The organism is Proteiniphilum saccharofermentans, assembly GCF_900095135.1.
Taxonomy (GTDB): domain Bacteria; phylum Bacteroidota; class Bacteroidia; order Bacteroidales; family Dysgonomonadaceae; genus Proteiniphilum; species Proteiniphilum saccharofermentans.
This window is the reverse complement of the sequence record NZ_LT605205.1, coordinates 2,480,500-2,495,689: the sequence shown is the minus strand read 5'-3', so window position 1 is coordinate 2,495,689 and position 15,190 is coordinate 2,480,500. Positions and strand designations below refer to the sequence as shown.

Annotated in this window: 17 protein-coding genes and 2 tRNA genes; 9 read left to right on the top strand and 10 right to left on the bottom strand. The window is 42.4% G+C overall.

Annotated features, from left to right (window positions below; genetic code table 11):
• Window positions 1-66: 66 nt before the first annotated feature.
• The 3 genes from PSM36_RS09865 to PSM36_RS09855 are packed head-to-tail and all read right to left on the bottom strand — an operon-like array spanning window position 67 to window position 1,946.
• Window positions 67-636, bottom strand: a complete 570-nt coding sequence (locus PSM36_RS09865) for an RNA polymerase sigma factor (RefSeq protein ID WP_076930758.1) — start codon at window positions 634-636, stop codon at window positions 67-69.
• A 9-nt stretch (window positions 637-645) separates the two neighbouring features.
• Window positions 646-1,155 carry a dihydrofolate reductase gene (locus PSM36_RS09860; protein WP_092118428.1) on the bottom strand — a complete coding sequence of 170 codons (510 nt, stop codon included), beginning with the start codon at window positions 1,153-1,155 and terminating at the stop codon, window positions 646-648.
• Entirely contained in the window at window positions 1,152-1,946 is a 795-nt protein-coding gene (locus tag PSM36_RS09855; protein WP_076930757.1) for a thymidylate synthase, read from the bottom strand. Before PSM36_RS09855 ends, PSM36_RS09860 begins: the two co-directional genes overlap by 4 nt.
• 309 nt (window positions 1,947-2,255) lie before the next feature.
• Between PSM36_RS09855 and PSM36_RS09850 the strand changes: the two genes are divergently transcribed.
• The 3 genes from PSM36_RS09850 (at window position 2,256) to PSM36_RS09840 (ending at window position 4,125) form a co-directional block, all read left to right on the top strand.
• Window positions 2,256-2,846: a DUF937 domain-containing protein gene (locus PSM36_RS09850; protein WP_076930756.1), complete on the top strand. Its 591-nt coding sequence runs from the start codon at window positions 2,256-2,258 to the stop codon at window positions 2,844-2,846.
• Between the two features lie 209 nt (window positions 2,847-3,055).
• Window positions 3,056-3,505: a hypothetical protein gene (locus tag PSM36_RS09845; protein ID WP_076930755.1), complete on the top strand. Its 450-nt coding sequence runs from the start codon at window positions 3,056-3,058 to the stop codon at window positions 3,503-3,505.
• Between the two features lie 113 nt (window positions 3,506-3,618).
• Complete coding sequence (locus PSM36_RS09840; protein WP_154671004.1) at window positions 3,619-4,125, top strand: hypothetical protein; 507 nt, start codon at window positions 3,619-3,621, stop codon at window positions 4,123-4,125.
• Here the strand turns inward: PSM36_RS09840 and PSM36_RS09835 are convergent, their stop codons facing one another.
• The 7 genes from PSM36_RS09835 to PSM36_RS09805 form a co-directional block, all read right to left on the bottom strand.
• Entirely contained in the window at window positions 4,126-5,415 is a 1,290-nt protein-coding gene (locus tag PSM36_RS09835; RefSeq protein WP_076930753.1) for a bifunctional folylpolyglutamate synthase/dihydrofolate synthase, read from the bottom strand.
• Window positions 5,416-5,526: 111 nt separating this feature from the next.
• Complete coding sequence (locus PSM36_RS09830; RefSeq protein ID WP_076930752.1) at window positions 5,527-7,593, bottom strand: dipeptidyl-peptidase 3 family protein; 2,067 nt, start codon at window positions 7,591-7,593, stop codon at window positions 5,527-5,529.
• 192 nt (window positions 7,594-7,785) lie between these two features.
• Window positions 7,786-8,292, bottom strand: coding sequence for a 5-(carboxyamino)imidazole ribonucleotide mutase (gene purE, locus PSM36_RS09825; RefSeq protein WP_076930751.1), 507 nt, complete (start codon window positions 8,290-8,292; stop codon window positions 7,786-7,788).
• Window positions 8,293-8,452: 160 nt separating this feature from the next.
• On the bottom strand, window positions 8,453-8,833 hold the full coding sequence (gene gcvH / locus PSM36_RS09820; RefSeq protein ID WP_076930750.1) for a glycine cleavage system protein GcvH: 381 nt from the start codon (window positions 8,831-8,833) through the stop codon (window positions 8,453-8,455).
• Window positions 8,834-8,910: 77 nt separating this feature from the next.
• A complete protein-coding gene (locus tag PSM36_RS09815) occupies window positions 8,911-9,525 on the bottom strand; it encodes a hypothetical protein (protein ID WP_076930749.1) in 615 nt (204 codons plus the stop codon).
• A gap of 27 nt (window positions 9,526-9,552) precedes the next feature.
• A complete protein-coding gene (gene rpoN / locus PSM36_RS09810; protein ID WP_076930748.1) occupies window positions 9,553-11,004 on the bottom strand; it encodes an RNA polymerase factor sigma-54 in 1,452 nt (483 codons plus the stop codon).
• 47 nt (window positions 11,005-11,051) lie between these two features.
• Window positions 11,052-11,369: a hypothetical protein gene (locus PSM36_RS09805; protein WP_076930747.1), complete on the bottom strand. Its 318-nt coding sequence runs from the start codon at window positions 11,367-11,369 to the stop codon at window positions 11,052-11,054.
• 203 nt (window positions 11,370-11,572) lie between these two features.
• On the opposite strand from PSM36_RS09805, the gene PSM36_RS09800 reads away from it, so the two are divergent.
• The 6 genes from PSM36_RS09800 to PSM36_RS09775 all read left to right on the top strand — a co-directional run bounded on the left by PSM36_RS09800 (window position 11,573) and on the right by PSM36_RS09775 (window position 15,187).
• Window positions 11,573-12,130, top strand: a complete 558-nt coding sequence (locus tag PSM36_RS09800) for an IS1096 element passenger TnpR family protein (protein ID WP_076932173.1) — start codon at window positions 11,573-11,575, stop codon at window positions 12,128-12,130.
• Between the two features lie 82 nt (window positions 12,131-12,212).
• Window positions 12,213-13,115, top strand: coding sequence for a tRNA (adenosine(37)-N6)-dimethylallyltransferase MiaA (gene miaA / locus PSM36_RS09795; protein ID WP_076930746.1), 903 nt, complete (start codon window positions 12,213-12,215; stop codon window positions 13,113-13,115).
• Window positions 13,116-13,133: 18 nt separating this feature from the next.
• A complete protein-coding gene (locus tag PSM36_RS09790) occupies window positions 13,134-13,850 on the top strand; it encodes a hypothetical protein (RefSeq protein ID WP_076930745.1) in 717 nt (238 codons plus the stop codon).
• A gap of 111 nt (window positions 13,851-13,961) precedes the next feature.
• A tRNA-Asn gene (locus PSM36_RS09785) sits at window positions 13,962-14,035 on the top strand.
• 29 nt (window positions 14,036-14,064) lie between these two features.
• Window positions 14,065-14,138, top strand: a tRNA-Asn gene (locus PSM36_RS09780).
• 92 nt (window positions 14,139-14,230) lie between these two features.
• Window positions 14,231-15,187 carry an NAD(P)-dependent oxidoreductase gene (locus PSM36_RS09775; RefSeq protein WP_076930744.1) on the top strand — a complete coding sequence of 319 codons (957 nt, stop codon included), beginning with the start codon at window positions 14,231-14,233 and terminating at the stop codon, window positions 15,185-15,187.
• The last annotated feature ends 3 nt before the right edge of the window (window positions 15,188-15,190 follow it).

The window sequence follows — 15,190 nt, the reverse complement described above, 5'->3', positions numbered from 1 at the left end:
TTATATATTAAAGACTTCAAAAAAGACAAAGGGGAGACAATATTAATAAAGATTAACAAAATATGGTTAAAGAACGAAGAAAAGGAAAGTAAAAAAAGGATTCTTTAGTTGCTGACTTCCTCTCATTTTCTGTAGTGCCCTGTAAGTTGATTTTTTTACTGCTTCGGGTGTCATATCCAGTAAGGCAGCTATCTCATCGAAAGAAAGGTTGAGCTGATAATGGTAATAGATTATCTTTCTTTGTTTTGGAGGCAGAGTTTTCAGTGATTGTTTTATTTTACTTTCCCACTGCAACTCTGTCTCTTCCTCAATGATCTTTTCTACGACACTGTTTTCACTTTCGAGAATGATATCATTGTAATTTATATGGTTAATTTTAGTTTCCAGATTGTGGATATCAAATAATCTGTTCTTCAGGCAGTGGAGCAAGTAAGATTCAATATTTCTGATGTGGGTCAGTTGGTTTCGGGAGATGTATATTTTGTAAAAAACATCCTGTATGGCATCTTTGCATACCTCCTCATCGAAACCTATTTTCAGACCGTATGCAAAAAGTTCATTGAAGTAACTACGATATAGCGACGAAAATGCTTTTTCGTCGCCCTGCAGAAACTCTTTCCAACTATTCACATCCATTTTTACAACTTATTTTTTTATACAGGTATGAAATGAATAATTATATTGATGTTTTTCGTCTGTCTGGTATGTTTGTTGTTGAATCAACTCCCATTTGTTGAGATCTATTTCCGGAAAAAAAGTATCGGCATCGTCAAAAGTGTGATGTATGCGGGTGAGATAGAGTATCTCCGCAAGGTCGAGGGTTGAACGGTAAAGTTGCCCTCCACCGATAATAAAAACCGTGTCCTCATTTTTGCAACGGGCCAGCGCTTCATCGACAGAACGTACCACGACGCAGCCAGGGTAATTGTCTTCCTTATCAGAAGTAATTACTATATTGGTTCGGTTGGGCAGTGCACCTTTAGGAAGCGATTGATAGGTCTTTCTTCCCATAATGATGGTGTGTCCTGTGGTGAGCTCCTTAAAATGCTTCAGGTCGGCGGGAAGATGGCAAAGCAGTTCGCCTCTTCGCCCGATACCGTTCTGTTCATCGAGTGCGACAATAATGGCGATATGTGGTTTCTTCTGATTCATCATATACTGACAATACCTTTAATGTGTGGGTGTGGATCGTAGTCTGCCAGTTCGAAGTCCTCGAAACGGAAGCCGAATATATCCTTTACATCAGGGTTGACCTTCATATTTGGTAGTGGCCGCGGTTCACGCGACAGTTGAAGATTCACCTGTTCAAGATGATTCAGGTAGATATGGGCATCCCCGAAAGTGTGGATGAAATCACCCTCCTCCAACCCGGTCACTTGGGCCATCATTTTCAGCAGTAACGCATAGGAAGCGATATTGAACGGCACTCCCAGAAAAATGTCCGCACTACGTTGATAGAGTTGAAGGCTCAGTTTTCCGTCAGCCACATAAAATTGAAAAAAAGCGTGGCAAGGAGGAAGGTTCATACTGGGAATATCAGCCACATTCCATGAACTGACAATAATACGTCGGGAATCGGGATTATTTTTGATGGTATTCACTACCTCTGATATCTGGTCGATATGTCCGCCGTTATAATCGGGCCATGAACGCCATTGATACCCGTAGATATGCCCCAGGTCGCCATCTTCATCAGCCCACTCATTCCAGATACGCACGCCATTATCGTTCAGATATTTCACATTGGTATCCCCATTGAGGAACCAAAGCAATTCGTGGATGATCGATTTCAGATGTAATTTTTTAGTGGTAAGTACCGGAAATCCGTCACTCATCCTGTACCTGCTCTGATGTCCGAAGATACTGATGGTTCCGGTTCCTGTACGGTCTTCCTTTTTAACCCCTTCGTCGAGCACCCGCTGTAATAAATCAAGATATTGTTTCATATTTTAGAGTAAAGAATAAAGAGCAAAGAATCAAGATTCAAGACGTAAGACATTTTGATTACGCTTCTCATACGACTTTGTCCGTTGTTCTCCTTATATTGAAAAATTATCATCCATAATAATGTGGATAGACAAAAATAATGTTTTTTTCACAGCTGGCAATCCATTGTTGAAAAAGTAATTGTAAATTACGGTAATCCTATAGTGTGGTTTTATTCCTCATTACGTCAATTCTAAGAACTTAATAAAGGAACAGATTGTTTAATAAATATATATTTGGGCTTTATTATTTTATAATTACTCACGCAAATGGATCTATCAGAATTATTAAACAGCCCGGTGGGGCAATCAATTGTGAAAAGTGTAGCCGGTCAACTCGGCATGAATGAAGGAGAGGCGTCGGGCGTAGTCAATATGGCCGTGCCGGCAATATTAGCCGGAATGACCAGGAATGCACAATCCCGCGATGGGGCGGAGAGCCTGAATAAAGCGCTGGAGTCAAAACATGATGGTTCGCTTCTGAATAACCTTTCCGGAATGTTACAGGGACATACAGAAGAATTGCAGCAGGATGGCAATGGAATTCTGGGTCATATATTTGGGAATAAACTTCCGGCTGTAGAGCAGGGCATATCTCAGAAAACCGGAGTCAGTATGAATAAGATAGCTCCTTTGTTGGCGATGTTAGCCCCTATTGTAATGGCATACCTTGGAAAAGAGAAGCGTCAGGCCAATACCGGTGCCGGTGGTTTGGGCGATCTCCTGGGAGGCCTGCTGGGTAATTCACAGCAAGGTAAATCCGGTGGAGGCATCATGGATATGTTGGGTAGTGCACTCGACAAGGATGGCGACGGTAATCCCCTGAACGATATTCTAGGCGGATTTTTGGGAGGAAGGTAATTTTATTGTTAGGATTGTAATACCGGTATTTAAGAGGTATAAGATCACACTTTTATCCTCCTGTATTGGACAACTTCGGACAAGCATCAATATATGGAGAGGGGAATGGTTTAAACTTTTTTCCCTCTTTTACTGTTTTAAATTAAACGTAAGAATTTTTTTCAAGTCTTAGCTTATAAATAAGCTGTATGGCTTCAACATAACGAATTATGAAAAGAAAATTATTTCCCTACTTTTTTGCTGGCCTTCTGTTTGTAGGTATTGGCTTTTTTGCCTCATCCTGTAGTGATGACGATATAACTGAAACCGCGTGGGATATTCAGGATTATGAAGTGAATGCTTCGGAATGGAGTTGGAATCCTGCCAAGAGAAGGTGGGAAGTAGTTAAACAGATGAAATACATAGATGAATTCATCTACGAAAGTGGAGCGGTGATCGGTTATGTTTTTTTAGGCGTACAAAACCAGGATGAGGTACAAACTCAGCTTCCCTATACAATAAGTATTCTCTTGGACGATGGCAGTGTATTTACGGAAACGGTAGGCTATGAATATAGTTCTTTGACCAACAGGGTGACATTCTATATTCAGCCGTCTGACGGTATTCAGGATATGGCAGCGAAAGTATACTATCAATTCAGACTTGTATTGATCTGGTGAGATCAAATGCTTTTTAATAAAAAATGATTATTTTTACGCTCGAATGGAAACCAATTAAAACTATCTATATGGGAAAAAATTTATTTAAAACAGTTGCTTTATCATTGCTTTCTGTGGCAGTTTTGCTTGGAGGGTATTCCTGTTCTGATGATTATCCTGATGATTATCTGACTGAGGCTCAGATCCGTAGGATGATTGAAGAGGCGTTGCGGCAGAATAATGAGGAACTAGAACCTAAATTTACGAAGTGGGAAATACTTCCGTATACTGTTTTAGAGGAACATTGGGAGTGGAATCCTGATGCTGGCCGTTATCAGGCGATATATGATTTACCAGAGTTAACGGATTTTATTTATGAAGAAGGAGCTGTTTTAGGTTATGTTTTTATAGGCCAGCAGGGAGTCGATGAAGTACAGAAACTACTTCCATTCTTGTTTACTTATGCAGAAACGGATGAAAACGGAAATATTATAGGCACATATACCGAGACTATCAGTTTCGACGTACAGTATGCGCCTAATGGAAATAGTACTGTCGCTTTCTTTATTCAGGCCTCCGATCTTGTGCGAGCCGATGGGTACCTGGTAGATTACAACTTCCGAATCGTGTTAGTTTGGTAATTATATGAACAGCGGCAACGCGTCTGCTACGATAAAGGAACTACCGCCGATGAAAATGAGATCGTTTTTATCGGCGTTTTCTTTTGCGGCCTCTATTGCTTTTGTCACAGTGCCGAAATTGTTTCCTTTCAATCCGTATGTTTCGGCCTGTTGTGCCAGCGTTTTTTCATCCAACGCACGTTCTACCGATGCTTTTGTAAAATAATAAACAGCATCCCGTGGTAAGAGAGAAAGGACGGGATCAATATCTTTATCGTTTGCCATTCCGAACACCATATGGAGACGATTGAAGTTTTCTGATTGTAACTGTTCCGCCACATATCGTATCCCATGCGCGTTATGCGCGATATCGCAGATGATCTTCGGTGAAGTTTGCAACTGTTGCCATCGCCCCATTAATCCGGTAATGGAGGTCACATTGGCGAACCCTTTATACACAGCTACTTTCGGAATCACATAACCTGTTTCAAGGAGAACTTCCACCGCCGTCAATACCGTTCGTGCATTTTTGTCTTGTGCTAACCCCCTTAATTCGCTCTTTACATCAGGGTACCCGTCTGCATGAAACAGCAACCATCCTGATTCACATTTCTCTGCTTTAAAATTGTTCATATAGAGTTCCGCGAAGACAATAGGAGCGTTCACCGACTGTGCCTTATCGATAAAAACCTGTGTTACTTCCGTATTGCCCGCTTCTCCAATCACTACAGGTGTATATGCTTTTATGATTCCTGCTTTTTCGGCAGCGATCTTCGGCAATGTATTGCCTAACTGTTTCATATGATCGAATCCGATGTTAGTGATAATGCTAAGATCGGGAGAGATGATATTGGTGCTATCGAGCCGTCCGCCCAGACCGACCTCGATCACAGCTACATCCACCTCCCGTTGAGCAAAATAGAGGAAAGCCATCTCCATAGTTAACTCGAAGAACGAGGGCATTACCGGTTCAAACTGTTCCCTGTAATGCTCTACAAAATCCATCACGAACTCACGACTGATCATCTCTCCATTGACACGGATTCTTTCGCGGAAATCGATCAGATGGGGAGAAGTATATAATCCCACTTTGTATCCTGATTCCTGTAAGATAGCAGCCAACAGGTGTGAAACGGAGCCTTTCCCGTTGGTACCCCCCACATGGATGGTTTTATAACGTTGGTGGGGATGATCGAATATCTCATCTAATGCAAGGCTGTTGTCAAGCCCGGGTTTATAAGCCTTATCGCCGATCCGCTGATATTCGGGCATCTGGCGATAAAGATAATCAATTGTTTCGTCGTAAGTCATTGTTGGATGTGGAAAAGTGAGAAGGCGGGAAAGTGGGAAGGTGATTAGTGAAATGAGGGTGAAACCACGAAATTGTGATACACCCTCATTTTGTTGATATTTCCTGTAGGATTAATTCTTCAACGGCAATACTGAGTATTGTCTTGAATAACGCAACTGCTGGTTCACATAGTTTTCATCATATGAAACAGTTACATCCGTTACCTTACCTTTGTCATCGGTTACGAGTTTATAAACCGGATTCACAAATCCCTTGTATGGAGCGATATTCAGCGCTTCATAGCGTGCCAGCACCTCTTTGTGCAGATTCGCATTTACTTTCACACCATATTTTTCCACTAAGTTCTTGCCTGCTTCGTAATCGCCTTCCGACTTGATACGCTGCACTTCGGCCAGTAACTCTCCAAAGAGGCTGCGCAGTTTGTCGTAATCGTTGATCACCACGTATGTTTTGCCATCACGTTGCTGTAATTCCACTACATTGTCAGCTTTTCCGTTTTCGATCACCCAGTTGGAGATCAATGCCCGGTTGCGCATATGTGCCTGTTCAATATCTTTACCCGGTTGGATACGGGTGAGCTGAGTCATGGCACCATTCATGATGTAGCCATAATACTCTGTTTTGTAAGCCTCATTGTCCGGTAAAAGCCCCAGTTCCACTAATTTGGGATCAGCCAGATAATAAAGCGCAAACAGGTCGGCTCTTGTTTCTTCCAGCGGTGAACCATAGGCTCTGAGTGCGTCACCGTCCACACCCGGAAGTAATTTTCCCGATCCATGTCCGAGGCATTCGTGCAGGTCGGTATGCAGGTTATCGGTCAGGGTGCCATATTTTTTGGCACGTTCCCGTTCGGTATCGCTCCACATGAACTCTTCTTTGAAGCCATTCCCTTCTGCCGCTTTGTCATAGGCAAAGGTGATATTATCAATAGTCACCGATTTGGAGCCATGGTCGCGTCGGATCCAGTTGGAGTTAGGCAGGTTGATGCCGATTGGAGTAGCCGGATAGCAGTCGCCACCAAGCATGGCGGCTGTAATCACCTTGGCCGATACCCCTTTCACTTCTTCTTTCTTGAAACGGTCGTCGACAGGAGAATTATCTTCGAACCACTGGGCGTTTTCGCTGATGATCCGGGTACGCTCGGATGCTTCTTCGCTCTTGAAGTTCACCATAGACTCCCAGGTCGCTTTCATACCGAGCGGATCAGTGTAGGTCTCGATAAAACCGTTGATAAAATCTACACGGGAAGCGGTGTCGGTCACCCATTTCACCGAATAGTCGTCGAACGTTTTCAGATCCCCCGTTTGGTAATAGGAGACCAGCGTGTTGATCACCTCTTTCTGCTGATCGTTCTCGGCGACAACAGCCGCCTTTTCCAGCCATCCGATAATGCGTTCAATGGCTTTATCGTACATGCCGCCCAGTTTCCATACCTGTTCGGTGACAACGCCATTTTCTTTTGTTACTTTACTGTTCAGACCGTAAGACACCGGTGTATTGTCGTTGGAATCCTTCATTGCATTGTAAAAATCTTCTACCTCTTTTTGTGTTACCCCTTCGTAGAAGTTCACTGCCGAGTTCGCCACGATATCGGCGCCCGGCGTTTGGTTCATCCGTTTGGGCATGACATTCGGATCGAACATCACCGGGAGGATTTCATTGAGTGTCTCATCGGCAGCCATCCCGTCACGGAAAGGCATGCGTCCCGGATCCACCCCTTTTACGATAGAGACGAAGTAGTCCTGCGGGAATTCCGGTATGATCTTGTCTTCGGAATAGTGATGATGGATGCCGTTAGCCATCCATATCCGTTTCAAATAGGTCTCGAAATGTTTCCAGTTTTCGGACGATTTGTCGCCCATATAGTTCTCGTAAACTCCTTCGCAAACCCGCCGGATAGTCAGGTTGTAACGGTTGTGTTGATCCCAGAGGATATCACGCCCTTCAAGTGCGGCCTGCGATAAATAATAGATCAGCTCTTTTTGTTGCAGCGACAAGCTGTTGAAGCCCGGGACCGGATAGCGGAGTATTTCGATATCTGCAAACCGGTCTACCTTGTATTCGAATGTAGCGTAGTCGATACCGTCGTCAACCGGTACTTGCTTATCTGCCTGGTTACTGTTGTTACAGGCTGCCAGCAGAGATAGGGCAGTTAACATAAGAATTACTTTTTTCATATTGATTATAAATTAGATACAAGTGTCAAGAACCAAGACGAATTACTAATTATGAATTATGAATTATGAATTATGAATTATGAATTATGAATTATGAATTATGAATTATGAATTATGAATTATGAATTATGAATTATGAATTACAAAATGCCAATTGTTATCCATTATCAACTGTCAATTATCAATTATCAATCAGTTGGTTTTGAATTTGTAAGAAACGGAAGCCAATTCCTGGTTTGCCTTGGTGATCTTATTTTTCAGGCTTACTTTATAGTCTGCCAGTTTCTTCTGTACCGACTCATCGCCCGTAGCAATCATCTGCAAAGCCAGGATAGCTGCATTCAACGCACCATTAATTCCTACGGTCGCTACCGGGATGCCGGGGGGCATTTGTACGATGGCGAGCAATGCATCCATTCCGTCCAGAGATGAATTGATGGGTACGCCAATTACCGGAAGAGTGGTCATGGAGGCGATCACTCCCGGAAGATGTGCAGCCATACCGGCCGCTGCAATAATCACTTTGATCCCCTTGTCTTTGGCACCTTTTGCGAATTTTTCCACTTCTTCGGGAGTCCGGTGGGCGGAAAGGGCATTCATTTCGAACGGGATTTCCATTTCATTGAGAAATTGGGCTGCTTTTTCCATTATAGGCAGATCGGAAGTACTGCCCATAATAATACTTACTAATGGATTCATTTTTATTTTGACTATAAGAACCAAGAGCCAAGAATCAAGACTATTTGAGAATTGAAAATTAAAAATTGAAAATTAGCGTCTTTGACTTCTCCACTTCTTCACTTCAGACTTCTTCTTTCAATTAGTCTCATTGGCATATTGGTATATTATCACATTAATTTTACTTTCCGATAAATTCCTTGTATTCGGCAGCTGACATCAAACCCGACAGTTCACCGGCACTATTGATTGCTATCCTGATGATCCATCCCTCACCGAACGGGTCACTGTTCACTAACTCCGGAGCGTCTTCCAGTTTGGTATTCACTTCCAGTACTTCACCTCCGACAGGCATCATCAGGTCGGATACGGTCTTCACAGCTTCAATACTTCCGAAAACTTCGCCCTGACCCAGGGTTTCACCTTCTGTCGTTACATCGACATAGACAATTTCACCCAATTCACCTTGCGCAAAATCAGTAATTCCAACGTATGCTTCGTTGCCTTCCACTCTTACCCATTCATGATCGGAAGAGTACTTTACATTTTCAGGAAAATTCATAATGATTATAATTTAAAAAAATATTTATGCGGTAAATATACTATTTAATTCTTTTATGTCAAAAAACAAGATTCTGTTCATGGTTGTACTCCTATCCAGACAAAAATGAAGGAGAGCAAAAATCCCAATAAGAATCCAGCAATCACCTGCGCAAGGGTGTGACGTTTGAGGATAAGCCTCGATGTGCCAACCAGTCCTGCGATGATAAACAATCCCATGAACATAAAATAGGGGTTGGAATGTTCGACGAAATAACTTACCGACATAGCCCCCCCAATGAGTCCGCCGATGCCGAACATATGTGCACTGATTTTCCATTTCAGGGTGATGAGGATAGCGACAAGCATAATAGCGACAGAGGAGACCATGATCATCAAAAACCATGGGGGCATGTTCATTCTATAATAGAAAAAGATCATCACAGAATAAGAAAGCAATGTGATTATATAGGGGTAGATACGTTCGCGACGTACCTTCAGCGACAAGTCGGAAATAACTCCTATCTTATAGAGCATGAAAATGAGAATAGCCGGAATCGCAAATGAAAATAGGATTACCGGCGTAATGATCAACCAGAACTGCTGAAGATAAGTTACTCCAAAGTAGGTGTATACAAACAGGAGCATTACTCCATAGATGGGCATCAGCAGGGGTTGAAATATAGTGGAGATTAGGTGTGCGATAGACTTCATCCTATAACCAGTTTTGAATTCGCAAAGTTATATTTTTTTTCTCAATCGAGCCACAGGAATATTCAATTGTTCGCGATATTTAGCCACCGTCCGGCGCGCAATCACATATCCTTTTTCATTGAGAATCTTTGTAAGTTGGTCGTCAGTAAGAGGTTTGACAGGATTTTCATTGTCGATACTTTCCTTGAGGATCAATTTGACCTCCCTTGAAGAGATATCTTCTCCGGTATTGGTCTGCATAGCTTCCGAGAAGAAAAATTTGAGCGGGTAAATACCAGTGTTGGTCTGTACATACTTACTATTACTTACCCTGGAAACAGTTGAGATATCGAATCCTGTTCTTTCTGCCACGTCTTTCAGGATCATGGGTTTGAGCTGGGTCTCATCCTCTGTCAGGAAAAAATCATACTGTAAGTTCACAATCGCCTCCATGGTGCGTTGCAGGGTGTTCTGGCGTTGTTTTACTGCGTCGATGAACCATTTGGCAGAGTCCACCTTCTGTTTCATAAAGAGAATCGCTTGTTTATCGTCGTTCGACATGCTCTCCTTGTTTTCGTTGTATCCCTTGAGCATCTCCGAAAAAGAGCGGTTTATCTGTAGGCTGGGGACATTACTGTTGTTGAGTTGGATGGAGACCTCACCATTGTATGAGTCTACGATAAAATCGGGAGTGATATTGTTCATGGCGGTCTGCAGTGTGCCGCCCAACGCGTTGCCCGGTTTCGGATTCAAAGAGACGATCTCATGTATGGCATCGCGTAGCTCATCCTGGGTGATATTCATCTGGCGGATGATTTTTTCGTAATGTTTTCTTGAAAATTCATCGAAATAATCCGAAAGAATCACTTTGGCATGTTCCACCGCCGGCGTGGATGCATACCGGCCTAATTGAAGCAGGAGACATTCCCGGAGATTCCGGGCTCCCACACCGGCCGGTTCCAGATCCTGAATTTCATACAGGACATCTTCCATTTGCAGGGGAGATACCTCTATCTGTTGTTGAAACAGCAGGTCGTCAGAGATCGATTGAAGGTCGCGTTGCAGATATCCGCTCTCATCGAGATTACCAATAATATACTCAGCGATCAATTGCCTTTGGTCATCCAGTTGTAATAATCCGATCTGTTCCTGCAATGAGTCACTCAATGACTTGTCGTCGTAATAACTGATCTCGACTATATTGGTTTCATTCTTCCGGTCGCTTCCATTCAGCCGATAGTCCGGTATATCATCTTCTGAAGCATAATCCCCAAGAATGATCTCTTCCTGTGAGAGAATATCTTCCGGGACATCGTTGTTCTCCTCTTCTTCGCCCGCAGGGCCGGAATCCGAGACTTCCAGGGCGGGATTATCTTCTATCTCCTGTTTGATGCGGTCTTCCACCTCTACCGAATTGAGTTCTACCAGTTTTATTACCTGCATTTGCAGAGGCGAAAGACGTTGAGTTTGTTTTAGTTCCTGTTGTTGTTTCAGAGCCATAAACGCAATTGAAATAGTCTAAATGTTGGAGGCAAAGATAATGAATTCTATTCCATAAAACAATCGTCATAACCTGCCTGGCAAGTGAGGGGGGCAAGGGCGTATGAATCGTATTCATCATAGGCGGGGCCCGGTATTCCGTTAATTACGATAATCCTGTCGAGGCGTACCTCATCGCCATTCTCAAAGAGAAGAAAATGACCCTCCTGGCTCTTATCATCTATCTTGATGATCTTTCCGCGCGACTCTTCCAGTTCCGGTTCACTGGCAAAAGCAAAATGGATCACTCTTGCATCATTTTTTTCCATCTCCTGCTCAAAAAGTTCAAAATAGCCGGGATCGACGGGCATATATTTCGGTTTCATATCCTCAAAATGATTTATAGCTCGCTTTATTGTTTATTCTATATCCTTAGTTATGTTACACCTATAAAACAATTGCTTTCCCCATTCGGTTCATCCATACAGTTGTTGTGTATTTGGATACATTAAAATAATTACTTAAATGTGAAAAATTAAAACTTTTTATTACCTTTGAAATGTAAACAATGCATAAAACTGAAATCGCAATGATATTCAAATTTTTAATCCTGTCTGATGAAGTCGATAACTTCAAAAGAGAAATTAAAATCGATGCGGATGCCACGTTCCTGGATTTTTACAATGCAATTATAGATTGTACGGGATTCAGTAATAAAGAGATGGCGTCGTTCTTCCTTTGTGATAATAAATGGCGCAAGAAGCAGGAAATTACTCTGGTGGAGATGGATACCTATTCCGATGAGGACTCTTATATTATGGAAGAATGCATTTTGAGTGATTATCTCGAAGATGAAAAACAAAAGCTGATGTTTGTGTTCGATTATTTTAACGAGCGCGCATTGTTTATTGAACTGTCGGAACTCATTCCCGGTAAAAATCTAAAATCCCCTGTCTGTACACTCTCATTGGGTGAAGCTCCAAAGCAAATCGCAGATATCGAGGTGATGAAAGCAGACTCTGTGTCATTAGATATAGGGGAAACTTTTTATGGTGACGAAAGTTTTGAATTGGACGAATTGGATAGAGAGGGATTTGAAGGATTAGATGATGCCCCGGCAGAACCTGATACTAACGATTTATATTAATACAGTCGATAACACTATTATTGTTATTCAGCTTCGCGTTCTTCGGCACAATAACTGAACAACCATCGAACAACAACCGGATATGAATACGCTCCTCGTGCTTCTTGGCCCTACAGGTGTTGGAAAGACAGAATGGAGCCTGAGAGTTGCTGAAGAGTTGGAATCTCCTATATTATCTGCTGATTCCCGTCAGATATATAAGGGAATGACCATTGGTACGGCCGCACCGACCTCAGCACAATTAAGTCGGGTAACACACTATTTTGTGGGTGTACTTTCTCCCGAAGATTACTATAGTGCCAGTGAATATGAACGGGATGCGCTTTCACTGCTTCAGGAATTATACGGACAGTATCCGGTTGTAGTGATGACAGGTGGTTCAATGATGTACATAGATGCGGTCTGCAAAGGTATTGACGATATCCCCACCATAGATGAAACACTCCGTAAGGAATTACAGGAAATTTATCGGAGGGATGGTCTCGATCCAATACGACAGCAATTAAAAATACTTGATCCTGTTTTTTACAATGAGGTGGATTTGAAAAATCCCAAGCGAGTGATCCATGCTTTAGAGGTATGCCTGATGGCAGGAAGGCCATACTCATCACTGCGTACCAATCCAAAGAAAGAACGTCCGTTCCGGATTGTGAAAATCGGTTTTACACGTGATCGTGAAGAACTATATGACCGTATCAACCGGCGGGTGGACCGGATGATCGAAGAGGGATTGATAGAGGAGGCAAGAAGCTTCTATCCACAGCGGCATCTTAACTCGCTCAATACTGTAGGGTATAAAGAACTTTTCGACTATTTCGACGGGAAATATAGTCTTGGGTTCGCGATAGAAAAAATAAAGCAACATTCCCGTAACTATGCCCGTAAGCAGCTCACCTGGTTTAAAAAGGACAAAGAAACGATTTGGATTAACCTGTCTGATGAGAACCAGGATGTAATGAAAAGAGTATTCGCACTATTTGTTTAATAATAAAATGATCGAATTATGAGAAAATTAAACTTGTTAATTCTGACACTGTTCGTTTCGGTAATTGCTTTTTCTCAGCAAAACAATCTGATAGATGTCGTATACCTCAAAAACGGGAGTATCTTAAGAGGCATCATCATTGAACAAGTCCCGAATGAGCAAATTAAACTGCAAACTTCTGATGGCAGTGTTTTCGTCTACCAAACAGATGAAATAGAAAAAATTGTCAGAGAGCCTGTCTCAACCCGAAACAGAAGAGTGGAGGGTTTGAATGACACTGGTTCCAGAAGAGGTTTTATTGGATTGTCCTTAGGAGCTGCTATCCCAGTGGGTGACGTGAGCGATTTAGGAGTTGGTGCCACTTTGTCGTTGGTCGATTTTGGATACTTGTTCCATCCCAATGTAGGTATTGCCGGAAAGTGGTTTGGCAGTGGGCATACCGTGGATGATGTTTCTTATGGTATAGGAGGATTGATGTTTGGGGTGTTGGCTTCTACTCCAATTAGCCCGAAAGTTAATTTCGAGGCGAAGGGTTTGTTGGGCTTTGGCGTTCTCACTGCCTCATATGGATCAGAATTTGAATCGTCTGATACTTATTTAGGTTACGATTTTAGCGTGGGGTTGAGAATTAATACGAGCGATAAAATATCATTGCTGACAAATCTTGATTATATGGGTATTTCTGATTATCAATCAGTCAACATTACATTTGGTGTTGCATACAGATTAAGATGACAATCAGTGGTTCTTTCGTCACAAAAGCCTGCACTTAATTTTTTTCCGGGAGTTATTGGTTTATTCGGAAAATTATACTACTTTTGCATCGCTTTTCGGCAGAGAGAATATTCTTCCTTAGCTCAGTTGGTTAGAGCATCTGACTGTTAATCAGAGGGTCCTTGGTTCAAGTCCAAGAGGAAGAGCAGAAAGGTTAAGTTTTAAAGGTAAATATTCTTCCTTAGCTCAGTTGGTTAGAGCATCTGACTGTTAATCAGAGGGTCCTTGGTTCAAGTCCAAGAGGAAGAGCGGAGAAACGGGTCGAAAGGCTCGTTTTTTTTGTTATACTTATTTAATTGACAATTAATTAGTAATTTAGTATCTCATAATCCGTAATTCTTATGAAAAAAGTATTGATTACGTATCGTTTGAAGCCGGAAGGGTTGAAAACCTTGGAAGGAGAGTATGATGTTACACTTCCTACCGAGAGATCATATTTCACCAAAGAGGAGGTGCTGGAAATGATCCCTGATTACGAGGTTCTTGTCCCTAATTTTAGTTTTTATACTGACAGGGAAATTATGGACAGAGCCGTAAAATTAGAACTGATTTCTAATTTCGGAGTGGGATTCAACAATATCGATGTGGATTACGCTACAAAAAAAGGAATTGTGGTCACCAATATTCCTAACAGTACGCGTGAGCCTACAGCTGAATTTGCTTTTGCACTTTTGCTGGCTGCCGGTCGCCGTATTGGCTATTACGATCGTAAATTACGCACCCCTGAAGGTGTAAGCTGGGGCGTTTATGCTGAGGGAGGCATGCCGGTATATGGAAAAACGTTGGGTATTATTGGTATGGGACGTATCGGACAATCGTTGGCGCGTCGTGCCGTGGCATCGGGTATGGGGATTATTTACCATAACAGGAATAGGCTGGATAAAGCTATCGAACAACAATATAATGCCCGGTATGTGACATTTGAGGAGCTATTGAGAACGGCTGATTATATTTCGCTGAATGCGCCGTATACACCTCAAACGCACCACATGATTGCCGCGGAACAATTAAATATGATGAAACCTTCAGCAGTATTTATCAATACGGCCCGTGGCAGTATGGTAGATGAGAAAGCACTGGCAAAAGCGTTGAAAGAAAGCAAAATCTGGGCTGCAGGACTGGATGTGTTCGAGAATGAACCACATATTTTACCGGAATTACTGGAACTCGATAATGTGGTGCTTGCTCCCCACGCCGCAACCAGAACCATAGAGGATCGAATCAATATGTCGATTGAGATGACGCAGAACATTGTGGGATTTTATGAAGGTACCTATTCCGTATCACGGGTGAATTGATTT